Origin of the sequence: Alcaligenes sp. (assembly GCF_050255915.1) — a bacterium.
Taxonomy (GTDB): Bacteria; Pseudomonadota; Gammaproteobacteria; order Burkholderiales; family Burkholderiaceae_B; genus Alcaligenes; species Alcaligenes aquatilis.
In genome coordinates, this window is record NZ_JBFWIQ010000009.1 from 13,694 (window position 1) to 27,776 (window position 14,083).

Genomic DNA, 14,083 nt, shown 5'->3' on the forward strand with positions numbered 1-14,083 from the left:
GGAACGTATGAAACTGTATTACATGACCGGTGCTTGTCCTTTGGTAATCCGCATTGCATTGGAGTGGCTAGGCAAGCCATTTGAATCCCAGCGCGTTAGCCGCGACGAACTGCAACAAGAAGCCTTCCTGAAACTGAACCCGAGCGGCGCTGTGCCGGTTCTGGTGGACGGTGATCTGGTCTTGACGCAAAGTATCGCTATTCTGGAATACTTGAACGAAAAGAACCCGCAAGCCAATTTGATTGGCAGCACGATCGAACAGCGCTTTGAAGCGCGCCGCTGGCTGGCTTTCCTGAACGCTGAAATCCACCGTAACGTGGGCGTGGTGTTCGGTGTGCATCGCTACGCTGATCAGGAAGCGACCCAGGCCGAAATCAAAGCCAAGACCGCTGCTTTGCTGACCAAACAACTGGGCGTGATTGACAAGCACCTGGAAGGCAAAGAAACCCTGTCGGGCTCCTTGTCTGTGGCCGATGCTTACCTGTACGTGGTGCTGCGCTGGGCTGGCCTGATGAAGCTGGACCTGTCGGGCATGAAGAACCTGAACGCGTTCTTTGCTCGTATGGAGCAGAACGAGGGCGTGAAAGCGGCCTTGCGTGGTGAAGGTCTATTGAAGGATTAAGCTTGTGTGCAAAGCGAATAGTGAGTGATTGATCCTTCAGATAGCACGAAACGAATCACACACTTATCTGGCGAGCCACACAGCATCATGCTCTGGGACAGGTTGATAGTGAGTAAAAACAAACTGTTCAGTTTTTATCGGCAAAGACACGATGGGCCTGCTCCCAGAAACCTCGGCTATTATGCGGCAAGCTGGCTTGCCGCATTGGCCGTCTTGGCCTTGTTTGCCTTCATTAATTTTCATGTATTAAAACCCACGGATGTCAGCGGAACGCTATTGGGCGGTATGTTTGGCGCCCTATTCAATCTTAGCTACTGGGTTTTTGGCGTATCAGGCCTATGCGCTCTAGCGTTGTTCCGGCTCTCGGGATGGCATATTACCTGGGTATTAGCGGGGCTACTGCAAGTGGGTATCAGTGCGCTGTGGCGGATTCAATATTGGCAGGCGTATGAACGACATGAGCAGATGTTGTCACCTGGGCTTGGCGAGCTCTATGTATCCATGCTGGTAGGGGCGGGCCTCGCGGCGATCGGCATCGTGAAATATCGACAGGCCGGACTTTACCCGATAGCATCCCGACCAAGCAAGGTTAAAACAGTCGTTGCGTTATTGTTGGTCGTGCTTTACTTGGTGCTGCCGCTGCATTTCAATTTACGTACCCCTCTTCCTGATTGCGCCTTTGGCCCCAACGGGCAGCAGCTCACACTCTGTTTGGAAAACGAGTAGAAGTGAACGGTGGCCCAGCCTCTTTTTGTCTTGCGCCACTTTTTGTTGAAACGGATACTTATTTGAGACTGAGCAGGGGTAAATAAAAAAAACCAGAGATTGGCATATACGCCATCTCTGGTTTTTTTGGTGTTCAGCTTTTTTCTGGGGTGCAAATACGTCAAGCCCCCAAATACGCCTTCCGAATATCCGGATTGGCCAACAAATTGGCCCCGGTATCCTGCATCACCACTTTCCCGGTTTCCAGCACATAACCACGGTCTGCAACTTGCAGAGCCTTATTGGCGTTTTGTTCCACCAGGAACACCGTCACACCTTCTTCCCGAATCATGCGGATGATGTCGAAAATCTGGGCGATGATCAGTGGGGCCAGGCCTAGCGTAGGTTCGTCCAGTAGCAGCAAGGAAGGCTTACTCATGAGCGCACGCCCGATGGCCAGCATTTGCTGCTCACCACCTGACATGGTTCCGGCACGTTGGGCTGCGCGCTCTTTCAGGCGGGGAAACAGTTTGTAGACGTGCTCCTCCCCTTCTTCGATCTCGCTGCGGCTCAGAAAGAAGCCGCCCATCTTCAGATTTTCCGATACGGTCAAGTCTGGAAAGACGCGGCGGCCTTCGGGAGAGATAGCGATGCCTTTGCGCATGATGCGGTGCGTATCGGCTTGGGTAATGTCCTCGCCCATGAAGCTGATGCTGCCCGAGCTGGCTCGGGGCGAGCCACATACGGTCATGAGCAAGGTGGTTTTGCCAGCGCCGTTCGCGCCAATCAGGGTGACGATTTCGCCCTGATTCACGTCCACGCTAACTTGATCCAGCGCCTGAATAGCGCCGTAATGGGTAGATACGGAATCCAGCTTCAGCACTTATTCTTCCCCCAGATAGGCTTTGATGACGCGCGGATCATTGCGCACTTCTTCAGGTAGGCCGGTGGCAATGGGTTTGCCATACTCCATAACCAGGATCCGGTCTGACACGCCCATAACCAGGCTCATATCGTGCTCGATCAGCAAGACGGCCACGCCAAACTCCCGGCGTAGCTGGTCGATCAGGGCCTGTAGATCGCGTTTCTCTTGGGGGTTCAGGCCCGCTGCAGGCTCGTCCAACATCAGCAAGCGAGGCTTGGTAATCATGCAACGTGCAATTTCCAGGCGGCGCTGGTGGCCGTAGGCCAGGTTGCCCGCTTCACGGTTGGCCAGATCGGTCAGACCCATGAAGTCCAGCCATGTCACGGCTCGTTCTTTGGCCTGTTTTTCTGCCAGCTTGTAGCGTGACAGGTTTAACAGGCCAGACAGAAAGCCGGCCTTGAGCTGACTGTGCTGGGCAACCAGCAGGTTTTCCAGTACGGTCAGTTTCTTGAACAGGCGTACGTTCTGGAAGGTACGCACCAAGCCTTTTTGTGCCACTTTATGGCTGGACAAGCCATGGATGGGCTGGTCTTCCAGGGTGACCGAGCCGGAGGTGGGTTTGTAAAAACCACCGACACAGTTAAATACGGTGGTTTTCCCAGCGCCGTTAGGGCCAATAATGGCAAAGACTTCGTCTTTCTTTACATCGAAGCTGACGGAATCGACTGCCAGCAAGCCACCAAAACGCATCGACAGGTTTGATACTTGGAGTAATGGGCTCATGTACGCAACTCCACATGAGGGCGTTGTACAGGTAACAAGCCCTGTGGACGCCAAACCATCATGGCAACCATGACCAAACCAAAAATCAACATCCTATACTCCGCGAACTCTCGGGCCAATTCAGGAACCACTGTCAGCACAATGGCAGCCAGAATGACGCCAATTTGTGAACCCATACCACCTAGCACGACGATGGCCAGGATTAAGGCTGATTCAATAAAAGTGAAGGACTCTGGGTTGACCAGCCCCTGACGGGCAGCAAAGAAAGCACCGCCAAAACCGGCAAACATGGCGCCCATGGTAAAGGCGGACAGTTTGATGGTGGTGGGGTTCAGACCCAGCGATCGACAAGCAATCTCGTCCTCGCGCAAGGCTTCCCAGGCACGGCCAATAGGCATGCGCACCACACGGCTGGAGACTAACAAGGTAATCAGGGCCAGAGCCAAGGCCATCAAATACAGATACACCACGACGTCCTGATTGCTGAAGGTCCAGCCCATCAGATCGTGGAACGTGGTCTGCCCTTCTGGTGCACGGCGGGCCATGGGGAAACCGAATACGGTTGGCTTGGGAATACCGGAGATGCCGTCTGGGCCACCCGTCAGGTTATACATATTAATGAGCAAGAGGCGGATGATTTCACCAAAGCCCAGGGTAACAATGGCTAGGTAGTCGCCGCGCAAGCGCAGTACGGGGAAACCCAGCAGGAAGCCAAACAGGGCCGCCATACCACCCGCCAGCGGCAGCGCTTCCCAGAAGCCCCAGCCTGCGTAGTGATAGAGCAAGGCGTAGGTATAGGCACCTACGGCATAAAAACCCACAAAGCCCAGGTCCAGCAGGCCGGCAAAGCCGACCACAATGTTCAGCCCCAGGCCCAGCATGATGTAGATCAGCACCAGGGTGGCAATGTCCACTTGGGCACGACCACCAAAAAAGGGCCAGACCACGGCACAAGCGATCACGATGTACAGCAGGATCTTCTTGTGCTGCATGCTCAGTTTGGGCAAGGTCCAGCGGCTTTCACGCACCTTGGTGCGATTGACGTTAGGGCGGATCAACTGGACGACAAAGACCAGTGCCATGCCGATAAGGATGATCTGCCAATCGCTTTCCAGGTGGGTGGTCATCCCGGTGCGTATAATTTGCAGGCCAAAGACGGGAGCCACAATAATGCCTGCCAGGACAGCGGCGATAAATGCATTGCTAAAGCGGTTCATCATTAGACTTTCTCCACCTCGGGTTTACCCAGCAGGCCCGTTGGGCGGAACAGCAGGATAAAGACCAACAGTAAAAAGGCCACGATGTCCTTGTACTGCGACGAAATAAAGGCAGCGGCAAAGGTTTCTGCCAAACCTAGCAAGACTCCGCCCAGCATGGCGCCGGGGATGCTGCCGATACCGCCCAGCACGGCGGCTGTAAAGGCTTTGATGCCGGCAATAAAGCCGATAAAGGGGTTCAGTTTGCCAATGGCGGTGGCAATCAGCACGCCGCCCACGGCAGCCAGCATGGCACCGATGATAAAGGTGAAGGAGATGATTTTATTGGTGTCGATCCCCAGCAGATTGGCCATGCGCAAGTCTTGTGAACAAGCACGCGAGGCACGACCCAGACGCGAGTATTTGATGTAGAGGCTCAGCATGATCATCAGCACTACGGTGACGACAATAATCATGACGCGCGAGTAAGGCGCGGTAACCGTAAAGCCGTCCGAGCCCAGGCTGAACTGGAAAGAACCCGTCAGCAAGGCGGGTACAGCCATATCACGTGCGCCTTGACCCAGGGCAACCCAGTTCTGCAAGAAAATGGACATACCAATGGCTGAAATCAGCGGGACCAGCCGAGGGCTGCCACGCAATGGCGCATAGGCAACTTTTTCAATTGCGTAGCCGTAAACGGCAGTTACCAGCATGGCAACCAGCAACATGATAAGAATGATCAGCCAGATGGGCAGACCCGAGCCTACGCCAATCGCAGTCAGGGTCACCAGCCCGACATAAGCGCCGATCATGTAGATCTCGCCGTGGGCAAAGTTAATCATTCCGATAATGCCATAGACCATTGTGTAGCCGATGGCGATCAGTGCATAAATAGCGCCCAAGGATAAACCATTGAACAGCTGCTGCACGATCTGAGGGAGTAAATCAGACATGCTTGTTTTTTTCCGTTGAGTCCGTCGTTTTGTTTTGAGGCTTTGTGGGCATCTAAAAGCAATGCTCCCGTTCTTCGTAGAGAGCGGGGGCACATCATCCAGTCTTATTTCTCAACCAGATCAAAGTTACCTTCTTTATCCCACTTGAAAACGGCAAATTCGAAATGCTTCAAATCACCCTTGGCGTCGTATTCTACCTTGCCAATGGCAGTATCGAACGCATTTGCGTGCATGTAGTCGGCTCCCTTGGCGGAATCTTCGCCTACGGCATTGATCGTGTCGGCAATAATTTGCACGGCCGCGTAAGCCGGGAAGGTAAAGGCCCCGTTAGGATTGCGCTTGTATTTGCTGAAGTTCTCCATCACATCCTTGTTGGCCGGCATCTTGGTGAAGTCGGTTGGCAAGGTCACTAGCAAACCTTCCACGGCCGGGCCGGCAATGGCGACCAGATCGCGGTTGGCAACGCCTTCCGGGCCCATGAAGGTGTTGGTCATGCCTTGCTCGCGAGCTTGACGCAACAGCAGGCCCAGCTCGGCGTGGTAACCGCCGAAATAAATCAGATCGGGGTTCACGCCCTTGAGTTTGGTGATCACGGCCGAGTAATCGCTGTCGCCAACGTTAATACCCTCGTACATGACAATATTCATGTTCTTTTTCTTGAGCGCGTCACGCACTTGCGTGGCAACACCGGAGCCGTAAGTCTGCTTGTCGTGTAGGACGGCAATGCTCTTGGGTTTCAGAACATCGGCAATGTAATCGGCCGCGAACGGACCTTGCTGGTCGTCACGCCCAATGGTGCGGAAAAAGTAATGAGGCTTGATGGTGTCGGTCACCAAGGGCGAGGTGGCTCCGGGAGTAATCGCGACAATGCCTTCTTGTTCGTAAATATTGACCGCAGGCACCGTTGTACCCGAGCAGGCGTGAGCAACAGCGAATTTTGCGCCAGAGTTGAGCACGCGGTTGGCCGCCGGCACAGCCTGCTTGGGTTCGCATGCGTCATCAATCAGAACGGCTTCCAGCTGTTTGCCTTTGACACCCCCAGCGGCATTAATCGCGTCAATCGCGGTCAAGGCACCGGCCTGGATCTGGTCACCGTATTGGGTGGACGGGCCGGTCATGGGCTGAGGAATACCAATTTTGATGGTGTCCGCCGCGTAGCTTGTGCCCATGGCCATTACGGTGGCCAAAGCGGTCAGAGCGGGGGTGAAGCGTCGAGTAAAGGTCATAGCAACTGTCTCCCGAGGCCGGGGTCTACCGGCATTACTTTTAGAAAGTGCTTGTTCTGGTGCTTGCATTCACATTGTTCTGCACCAGGGGAACCCATTTTGGGGGAGCCGCCTAAAACTTGTCACTTCGTATAAGCCCTAGCGCCCTACTTATTTATTTTTGCAATAAGGAGGCACTGTTAATGGGTAGGCTAAAATCCGCCTGCTTACTAAACGCCTTCTCTATAAAAAAGAAAAGAGGAGATCCTTTCGGAGCCCCTCTACTCTTTGACTGCTTTTTTATTGCGCTATATCAATTCCTGGCAACGTGCTAGGGAGTTATCCGAGTGTCAGGAAAACTCTGCAGCCAATTCACCGGCCCGCACTTTGGCGGCATTGACGGCTTTTTGCACCAGTGGCGTAAAACCGCCCTCATTAAAAACCGTCAAGGCCGCTGCCGTTGTCCCCCCTTTGGAAGTAACCCGTTCGCGCAAGACCGAAGGCTCCTCCGGCGACAGAGTGGCCAGTTGGGTTGCGCCGTGCAAGGTGGCCAGGGACAACTGACGAGCCTGCTCAGGGGACAAACCTTGTTCAATTCCGGCTTTGATCAAGGCTTCGATAAACAAAAACACATAAGCTGGACCACTGCCCGATACTGCGGTGACAGCATCAATGGCGGCATCGTTTTCAACCCAGACGACTTCCCCGACGGATTTCAACAGTTGTTGTGCAATGGCTTTATCGCTTTCATCGACTTGTTCCAGAGCCATCAGGCCGGTAATGCCACAACCAATAAAGGCTGGGGTATTGGGCATGCAGCGGATCACGCGCTGGTATGGCTTACCGGGTTCGCCCAGCCAGTCGGCCAGAGCGGTTGCCGGGATGCCAGCGGCGACGCTGATAACCAGAGTGTCCTCTTGCAGATAGGGTTTGCAGGCCAGCACGGTTTCCTTCATGACCTGGGGCTTGACGGCAAACACCCAGATACGTTGCTTGGACAAGGCCGGGCCGGGTTCATGGGTGGTCTGTACACCCTGCTGAGCCCACGACTCCAGTGCTGGGGGGTAAATATCAATGGCCAGAACGTCCGAGCCGCCGCAGCGTTTCCCGATTAAACCAGCGGCCAAGGCACTGGCCATATTGCCCGCGCCAATAAACGCCAGCTTAAAAGAGGTATCGTGTGGATTCATCATCGCTCCCATTAGAAATCTGTCCTTTGACGCGTTTTTCAGCAGTCGAGGGTAATTAGTCATTGCTTATATAACGTTCCCATGGCTACATTCATGAGAGCGTCATAAACAAGTAATAAGCTTGAGTTTTAAACCTGCTACACCATTAGCGGCACCTTTTATACAGGAGAAAGCCTGATGCGAACAAAACTATTTGCTCTGTCTCTAGCCGGTCTGATTGCTTCTATCGGCACTGCGCAAGCGGCCACGGAAATTCAGTTCTGGCACTCAATGGAAGGGGCCTTGGGCGAACGGGTTAATGCATTAGTCAAAGACTTTAACGCATCTCAGTCGGACTACCAGGTTAAAGCTTCGTATAAAGGCAACTATGGCGAGTCCATGAACGCTGGCGTCGCCGCTTTCCGTGCTGGTAATGCCCCCGATATTTTGCAGGTATTCGAGGTGGGTACTGCCACCATGATGGCGGCCAAGGGCGCCATTGAGCCGGTGCAGGAAATGTCGGAAAAAGTAGGCAAGCCTATTAATCCAGCGGAGTTCCTGGGTGCCGTTGCCGGTTACTACTCGTCTAATGAAGGCAAGCTGATTTCCATGCCCTTTAACAGCTCCACGCCGGTGCTGTACTACAACAAGGATGCCTTCAAGAAAGCCGGCCTGGATGCTGAGAAACCACCCAAGACCTGGCAAGAATTGCACGCAGCAGCCAAGAAACTGCGTGAATCTGGCCAAGAGTGCGGCTACACCTCCTCCTGGCCCTCGTGGATATTGCTGGAGAACTTTGCCGCTTGGCACAACATTCCCTTTGCCAGCGAGAATAACGGCTTTGGTGGCCCCGGTGCCCGTCTGCAACTGGATAACCCGCTGTTTCTCAAGCACATTAGCTTTCTGGCGGACATGTCCAAGGACGGCACGTTCTCCTACGGTGGTCGCGGCGATACCGCTAATGCCCTGTTTACCAGTGGCAAATGCGGCATGTTTACCGGTTCCAGTGGTAACCGCGCCAACATTATCAAAACCGGCGAATTTGAGTTTGGCACCAGCAGCCTGCCCTACTACAGCGATGTCCAGGGCGCGCCCCAGAACTCCATCATTGGTGGTGCCTCCCTGTGGGTCTTTGCCAAAAAATCGGATGATGTCTACAAAGGCGTGACCGAATTCTTCCACTTCATCTCCAGCCCGGAACAAGCTGCGGCCTGGCACCAGGACACCGGCTATGTGCCTGTGACCAAAGCCGGCTTTGAAATGACCAAGGACTCCGATTTCTATGCCAAGAACGTGGGTGCAGACGTTGCCGTCAAACAGCTCGATGCCAGCACCACCGAGAACTCGCGTGGTATCCGTCTGGGTTACCTGCCCCAGATTCGTGATATCGAAGACGGTGTCATGGAGCAGATTTTTGCGGGTAAGGTCACGCCTGAAGAGGGTTTGAAAGCCATGCAAAGTCGTGGTAATGAACTGCTGGAGCGCTTTGAAAAGAGCGTGAAGTAAGCCCGACCCGCCTTGCGCGGGTGGTTTACAATCGAGCGTATGAGCGCAGTTGCTGATGACTTGCTGTTCTGGCGCCAAGCCAGCATCGTGTCGTGATGCAGTCCAAGCCGCTCATACGCTTTTCGTTTCACTTGAAGTCTGTCCACCCTGATGGTGGCGCTCCCTTCCCACTGCGCGCAAACCTATGGAAAAACGAGTCGTCTTTCGTCATAAGACACTGCCCTATTTGCTGCTGGCCCCGCAGCTAGCCATTACCCTGATCTTCTTTTTTCTGCCTGCCGGTCAAGCGCTGTGGCAGGCTTTTCATTTGGAAGATCCTTTTGGTCTGTCTTCGCAGTTTGTGGGCCTGGACAATTTTGCCGAGCTGTTCAGTAGTGCGGAATATAGGGCCTCGTTCAAGACAACGGCCGTATTTTCGCTTGCCGTGTCGGTGCTGGGCTTGGTGGTGGCACTGATTTTGGCCGTGATGGCAAATCGGGTAATACGAGGAGCACTGCTGTATCGCAGCCTGCTGATCTGGCCTTATGCGGTGGCAACCGCGGTGGCCGGGGTATTGTGGTTGTTCCTGTTTTCTCCATCAGTGGGGATCGTGGCCGTGTTCCTGCTGGAGCATGGTATTGAGTGGAATCCGCGTTTAAATGGCAATGACGCCATGTTGCTGGTGGTGATTGCGTCGGTCTGGAAGCAGATCTCCTACAACTTCCTGTTTTTTCTGGCCGGCTTGCAAGCCATCCCGCGTTCGCTAATCGAAGCCGCGGCGATGGATGGGGCTGGTCCCATGCGCCGCTTCTGGGGCATTGTGTTTCCTTTGCTGGCCCCTACAACCTTCTTCCTGCTGGTCGTGAACATTATTTATGCCTTCTTTGACACCTTCGCCATTATTGATGTGGTCAGCCAGGGCGGCCCAGGCGAGGCGACCTCGATTCTGGTTTACCGGGTTTACAACACGGGTTTCCGTGGTTTGGATATTGGCTCCTCGGCGGCTCAGTCTGTGGTGCTGATGGCCGTGGTTGTGGCGCTGACAGTGATTCAGTTCCGCTATATTGATCGCAAAGTGACGTACAGCTGATGCGCAGCAAGGAACACAGTCATGGTTGAACGACGCCCTATTCTTGATTTTTTCACGCATCTGACCCTGATTCTGGGTGTGATCGTGATTGCCCTGCCCTTGTATATCACCTTTGTGGCTTCCACCCAGACCAGTGCGGAAGTGGCCCGTGCGCCCATGTCGCTCTGGCCGGGCTCGCACATGGTGGAGAACTACATTACTGCCTTGCAGGGTACGGCTACCAACTCCCCTCCAGTCGGACGCATGTTGCTGGTCAGCATGGTCATGGCCTTGGGCATTGCGGTGGGCAAAATCATTATTTCCATGCTCTCGGCCTTTGCCGTGGTGTATTTCCGCTTCCCTTTTCGCATGCTGTGTTTCTGGATGATTTTCATCACCCTGATGCTGCCGGTGGAAGTGCGCATCATGCCTACGTATGAGGTCGTTGCGGACTTGCATTTACTTGATAGCTACGGGGGCCTGATCCTGCCCCTGATCGCCTCTGCAACCGCTACCTTTCTATTTCGTCAGTTCTTTCTGACGGTGCCTGATGAACTGATCGAGGCCGCTCGCATTGACGGTGCTGGCCCCATGCGGTTTTTTAAAGATGTTCTGCTGCCTTTGTCCAAGACCAGCATTGCCGCTTTATTTGTGATTCAGTTTATTTACGGCTGGAACCAGTATTTGTGGCCGCTGATTATTACCACCAAAGAGGATATGTACCCGATCGTGGTCGGGATTCGACGCATGATCTCCGGTGGTGACAGCGTGACCGAGTGGAACGTGGTGATGGCAACGGCCCTTTTGGCCATGATCCCACCTGCTTTGGTGGTGATGCTGATGCAAAAGTGGTTCGTCAAAGGTCTCATCGACTCTGAAAAGTAATTCTCTACAGGCTTTATTGAATGGCTAGCTTACGATTTGAAGGCGTCAAGAAAACCTACCCGAACGGGACGGTCGTAATTCACGGTATTGATGTGGACGTGAAAGATGGCGAGTTCGTGGTGATTGTGGGCCCCTCTGGATGCGGTAAATCAACCTTGATGCGTATGGTGGCGGGCCTGGAGTCTGTCACGGGGGGCCAAGTACTGATCGACGGTAAAGTCGTCAATGATATGGAACCGGCAGAACGCGACATCGCCATGGTGTTCCAGAACTACGCGCTCTACCCGCATATGTCGGTCTTTGACAATATGGCCTACGGCTTGAAGATCCGTAAGTTTTCCAAGGACGAAATCAAGCAAAGGGTCAATGCCGCTGCGGCGATTCTGGAGTTGGGCGCCTTGTTGGAACGCCGCCCTGGGCAACTGTCGGGTGGCCAGCGTCAGCGTGTTGCCATGGGCCGTGCGATTGTGCGTGAACCTAAGGTGTTCTTGTTTGACGAGCCCCTGTCCAATCTGGACGCCAAGCTGCGGGTACAGATGCGGCTGGAAATTCAGAAGCTGCATCGTCGTCTGAAAACCACCAGCTTGTATGTGACTCATGATCAGATCGAGGCCATGACCTTGGCCGAGCGCATGATTGTGATGAATCAGGGCATGCCCGAGCAAATTGGCACTCCAGCCGAGGTGTTCGAGAAACCTGCTTCCGTTTTTGTAGCCACGTTTATCGGTTCACCCCCCATGAACTTGTTGCCCGTGCAGGTGAACGAGCAAGGCGCAATCATGCAGGATAACGGTCAGCCCGTACAGTTTGGCCCGGAGATGGTGCCCGCTGCAGTACGTGGTCGTAAGGTGTTCTTGGGTATACGCCCCGAGCACATCAAGCTGCATGTGCCCGGTGTGACAACGCAAGTGGAAATGGTGGAAGTCTTGGGTTCTGAGCAGTTGTTGCACTTGGGTTGTGGCGACTATCGCATTATCGTGCGCTGCCCGATTGAGCAGACCCGCAAATACCCGATTCAAATTGGTGAGGCCATTCAGATTGGCTATATGCCACCCCACCCTCTACATTGGTTTGACCGCGATACGGGCTTGCGTATTGAGGCCTGAGCAAGCTCCAAGGCAAGGCACAATAAAAAACCGGCCCGCAGGCCGGTTTTTTTACGAGCAAGAATCAGGGATTACTTGCCGTAGACGGTTTTAGTACCGTCAGCGTGCCAGCTAAAGACGTCAAATTTGAAGTCGTTCAGGTCGCCCTGCTTGTTCCAGCTGATTTGTCCGATGGGCGTTTTCACACTATTGGCGTGCAGATAGTCGGCAACTTTGATGGGATCATCAGCGCCAGCGCCCTTGATGCCTTCGGCAATCGCGAGAGTGGCGGCATAGGCGGACAGTTGGAACGCGCCGCTAGGGTCACGCTTCTTGTCCTTGAAGGCTTGGACGATAGCCTGGTTATCCGGATCTTGCGAGAAGTCCGCAGGCAAGGTCAGCAGCATGCCTTCAACAGCTTTGCCAGCAATCGCATTAATGTCGGGATTACCCACGCCTTCTGGGCCCATGAAGTGAACTTTCACGCCTTGCTCAGCGGCTTGGCGCAACAGTAGGCCCATTTCCGGGTGGTAGCCACCAAAATAGACGAAGTCCACGCCGGTGGATTTCAGCTTGGTGATGACGGCAGAATAATCGCTGTCGCCTGCGTTAATGCCTTCAAACAGAGCAACTTCGGTGCCCGCTTTTTGCAGTTCGGAGCGAACCGAAGCGGCAATACCTTGACCATAGGACTGTTTGTCGTGCAGGACGGCGACCTTAGTCGGTTTGATCTGTTCCAGAATAAACTTGGCCGCTGCCGGGCCCTGCTGGTCGTCACGACCAATGGTGCGCAGGATCATGTCGTAACCTTTGCCGTCGGTAACAGCGGGTGCTGTTGCCGAAGGGGTCACCATTAACACGCCTTCGTTGTTGTAGATGTCAGTGGCCGCAATGGTCGCGCCCGAACACACGTGACCGACAACATAGTGGATCTTGTCATTCACGATGCGGTTGGCTGCGACGGGACCTTGCTTGGGTTCGCAGGCATCGTCAACAGTGACTAGTTCGAGCTGTTTGCCCAACACGCCACCAGCCGCGTTGATCTGTTCGATGGCCGTATCGACGCCTTGTTTGACCATATCACCGTATTGAGTCACCGAGCCGGTGAAAGGACCAGCCAGCGCGATACGGATATTGTCAGCGTGAGCAGCACCGGACAAGAGCAGACCCGTTGCCAGGCTCATGGCCGCTGCAACAGGAGTGAAACGAATTTTCATAGAAAACACCTCCGTGAATATGCAGGAAAGCATACACCGATAACAGGGCTTTATGCCTGCCTTGCAGGCGAATTCAGGGTTTTCTATAAGGGGAATAGGAAAGGCCACCGTATGGTGGCCTTTTTTTATCGCTATTTGAGGGCGATAAGCAGGTAATTACTGCAGCAGGCTACGCAGCATCCATGCATTTTTCTCGTGTACGTCCAGGCGCTGGGTCAACAAGTCAGCCGTAGGCTGGTCGTCGGCAGAGTCAGCACGATTAAATGCGGCGCGAGCAGTACGAGCCAAGGCTTCGTTACCTTTGACCAGCAGTTCGATCATGGTGGTGGCGTTTGGAACGGACGTAGGCTGCGAGATGGACGACAGCTTCTGGAATTCGGCGTAAGTACCTGGGGCGTAGTGACCCAGGGCACGGATACGCTCGGCGATATCATCCAGGGCTTGCCACAGTTCGGTGTACTGCGTCATGAACAGCTCATGCAGTGTCTTGAACATGGGGCCGGTGACGTTCCAGTGGAAGTTATGCGTCATCAGGTACACGGTGTAGGAGTCGGCCAGTACCTTGGACAGCTCGTTGACTACCGCAGCACGGTCTGCTGTCGAAATACCGATATCGATCTTCAGGGCGCTGCTGGCGGCTCCAGCAGGAGCGGTGGGTTTGGCAGCGACAGGCTTGCGGGCAGAGGCCGGCTTCGCCGCAGGTTTAGTTGCTGTCGCGGGCGCTTTGGCAGTCGTGGCAGGCTTTTTGGCGACGGGCTTTTTAGCGGTCACTTTCTTGGCGGCTACCGGTTTTGATTCAGCCTTTGTTTCAGCTGCAACTGCAACCTTGGTATCAGTGTTTGGG

General features: G+C 54.2%; 14 protein-coding genes. 6 read left to right on the forward strand and 8 right to left on the reverse strand.

Annotation, left to right across the window (positions count from 1 at the left end; all coding sequences use genetic code 11):
- Nucleotides 1-7 precede the first annotated feature (7 nt).
- Nucleotides 8-622 carry a glutathione S-transferase family protein gene (locus AB7E06_RS12455; RefSeq protein WP_094198345.1) on the forward strand — a complete coding sequence of 205 codons (615 nt, stop codon included), beginning with the start codon at nt 8-10 and terminating at the stop codon, nt 620-622.
- A 24-nt stretch (nt 623-646) separates the two neighbouring features.
- Nucleotides 647-1,348: a hypothetical protein gene (locus AB7E06_RS12460; RefSeq protein WP_395029567.1), complete on the forward strand. Its 702-nt coding sequence runs from the start codon at nt 647-649 to the stop codon at nt 1,346-1,348.
- 160 nt (nt 1,349-1,508) lie between these two features.
- Here the strand turns inward: AB7E06_RS12460 and AB7E06_RS12465 are convergent, their stop codons facing one another.
- The 6 genes from AB7E06_RS12465 to proC form a co-directional block, all read right to left on the reverse strand.
- Complete coding sequence (locus AB7E06_RS12465) at nt 1,509-2,210, reverse strand: ABC transporter ATP-binding protein (RefSeq protein WP_094196701.1); 702 nt, start codon at nt 2,208-2,210, stop codon at nt 1,509-1,511.
- Nucleotides 2,211-2,975, reverse strand: coding sequence for a high-affinity branched-chain amino acid ABC transporter ATP-binding protein LivG (gene livG / locus AB7E06_RS12470; RefSeq protein WP_094196700.1), 765 nt, complete (start codon nt 2,973-2,975; stop codon nt 2,211-2,213).
- Nucleotides 2,972-4,195, reverse strand: coding sequence for a high-affinity branched-chain amino acid ABC transporter permease LivM (gene livM / locus AB7E06_RS12475; RefSeq protein WP_094196699.1), 1,224 nt, complete (start codon nt 4,193-4,195; stop codon nt 2,972-2,974). Before livM ends, livG begins: the two co-directional genes overlap by 4 nt.
- Nucleotides 4,195-5,124, reverse strand: coding sequence for a high-affinity branched-chain amino acid ABC transporter permease LivH (gene livH / locus AB7E06_RS12480; RefSeq protein ID WP_094196698.1), 930 nt, complete (start codon nt 5,122-5,124; stop codon nt 4,195-4,197). Before livH ends, livM begins: the two co-directional genes overlap by 1 nt.
- A 104-nt stretch (nt 5,125-5,228) precedes the next feature.
- On the reverse strand, nt 5,229-6,350 hold the full coding sequence (locus AB7E06_RS12485) for a high-affinity branched-chain amino acid ABC transporter substrate-binding protein (RefSeq protein ID WP_094196697.1): 1,122 nt from the start codon (nt 6,348-6,350) through the stop codon (nt 5,229-5,231).
- Nucleotides 6,351-6,679: 329 nt separating this feature from the next.
- The gene (gene proC / locus AB7E06_RS12490) at nt 6,680-7,519 is read right to left on the reverse strand and encodes a pyrroline-5-carboxylate reductase (RefSeq protein WP_230018182.1); all 840 of its coding nucleotides are present in this window, start codon (nt 7,517-7,519) and stop codon (nt 6,680-6,682) included.
- Nucleotides 7,520-7,696: 177 nt separating this feature from the next.
- Between proC and ugpB the strand changes: the two genes are divergently transcribed.
- The 4 genes from ugpB (at nt 7,697) to AB7E06_RS12510 (ending at nt 12,043) form a co-directional block, all read left to right on the forward strand.
- A complete protein-coding gene (gene ugpB, locus AB7E06_RS12495; protein WP_094196695.1) occupies nt 7,697-9,004 on the forward strand; it encodes a sn-glycerol-3-phosphate ABC transporter substrate-binding protein UgpB in 1,308 nt (435 codons plus the stop codon).
- 184 nt (nt 9,005-9,188) lie between these two features.
- Nucleotides 9,189-10,073 carry a sn-glycerol-3-phosphate ABC transporter permease UgpA gene (gene ugpA / locus AB7E06_RS12500; RefSeq protein WP_108727487.1) on the forward strand — a complete coding sequence of 295 codons (885 nt, stop codon included), beginning with the start codon at nt 9,189-9,191 and terminating at the stop codon, nt 10,071-10,073.
- 21 nt (nt 10,074-10,094) lie between these two features.
- Entirely contained in the window at nt 10,095-10,937 is an 843-nt protein-coding gene (ugpE, locus tag AB7E06_RS12505; protein WP_094196693.1) for a sn-glycerol-3-phosphate ABC transporter permease UgpE, read from the forward strand.
- 20 nt (nt 10,938-10,957) lie between these two features.
- Nucleotides 10,958-12,043 carry a sn-glycerol-3-phosphate import ATP-binding protein UgpC gene (locus tag AB7E06_RS12510; RefSeq protein WP_094196692.1) on the forward strand — a complete coding sequence of 362 codons (1,086 nt, stop codon included), beginning with the start codon at nt 10,958-10,960 and terminating at the stop codon, nt 12,041-12,043.
- A gap of 71 nt (nt 12,044-12,114) precedes the next feature.
- Here the strand turns inward: AB7E06_RS12510 and AB7E06_RS12515 are convergent, their stop codons facing one another.
- Both AB7E06_RS12515 and AB7E06_RS12520 read right to left on the reverse strand, forming a co-directional pair.
- On the reverse strand, nt 12,115-13,239 hold the full coding sequence (locus AB7E06_RS12515; protein ID WP_094196691.1) for a branched-chain amino acid ABC transporter substrate-binding protein: 1,125 nt from the start codon (nt 13,237-13,239) through the stop codon (nt 12,115-12,117).
- Nucleotides 13,240-13,395: 156 nt separating this feature from the next.
- Nucleotides 13,396-13,863, reverse strand: coding sequence for a Dps family protein (locus AB7E06_RS12520; protein WP_094198343.1), 468 nt, complete (start codon nt 13,861-13,863; stop codon nt 13,396-13,398).
- Nucleotides 13,864-14,083 lie beyond the last annotated feature (220 nt).

Excerpts from the sequence above, each read along its gene's own strand:
- AB7E06_RS12455 (WP_094198345.1), top strand. The coding sequence starts at position 8 with ATGAAACTGTATTACATGACCGGTGCTTGTCCTTTGGTAATCCGCATT.
- livG (WP_094196700.1), bottom strand. The coding sequence starts at position 2,975 with ATGAGCCCATTACTCCAAGTATCAAACCTGTCGATGCGTTTTGGTGGC.
- livM (WP_094196699.1), bottom strand. The coding sequence starts at position 4,195 with ATGATGAACCGCTTTAGCAATGCATTTATCGCCGCTGTCCTGGCAGGC.
- livH (WP_094196698.1), bottom strand. The coding sequence starts at position 5,124 with ATGTCTGATTTACTCCCTCAGATCGTGCAGCAGCTGTTCAATGGTTTA.
- AB7E06_RS12485 (WP_094196697.1), bottom strand. The coding sequence starts at position 6,350 with ATGACCTTTACTCGACGCTTCACCCCCGCTCTGACCGCTTTGGCCACC.
- proC (WP_230018182.1), bottom strand. The coding sequence starts at position 7,519 with ATGAATCCACACGATACCTCTTTTAAGCTGGCGTTTATTGGCGCGGGC.
- ugpB (WP_094196695.1), top strand. The coding sequence starts at position 7,697 with ATGCGAACAAAACTATTTGCTCTGTCTCTAGCCGGTCTGATTGCTTCT.
- ugpA (WP_108727487.1), top strand. The coding sequence starts at position 9,189 with ATGGAAAAACGAGTCGTCTTTCGTCATAAGACACTGCCCTATTTGCTG.
- ugpE (WP_094196693.1), top strand. The coding sequence starts at position 10,095 with ATGGTTGAACGACGCCCTATTCTTGATTTTTTCACGCATCTGACCCTG.
- AB7E06_RS12510 (WP_094196692.1), top strand. The coding sequence starts at position 10,958 with ATGGCTAGCTTACGATTTGAAGGCGTCAAGAAAACCTACCCGAACGGG.
- AB7E06_RS12515 (WP_094196691.1), bottom strand. The coding sequence starts at position 13,239 with ATGAAAATTCGTTTCACTCCTGTTGCAGCGGCCATGAGCCTGGCAACG.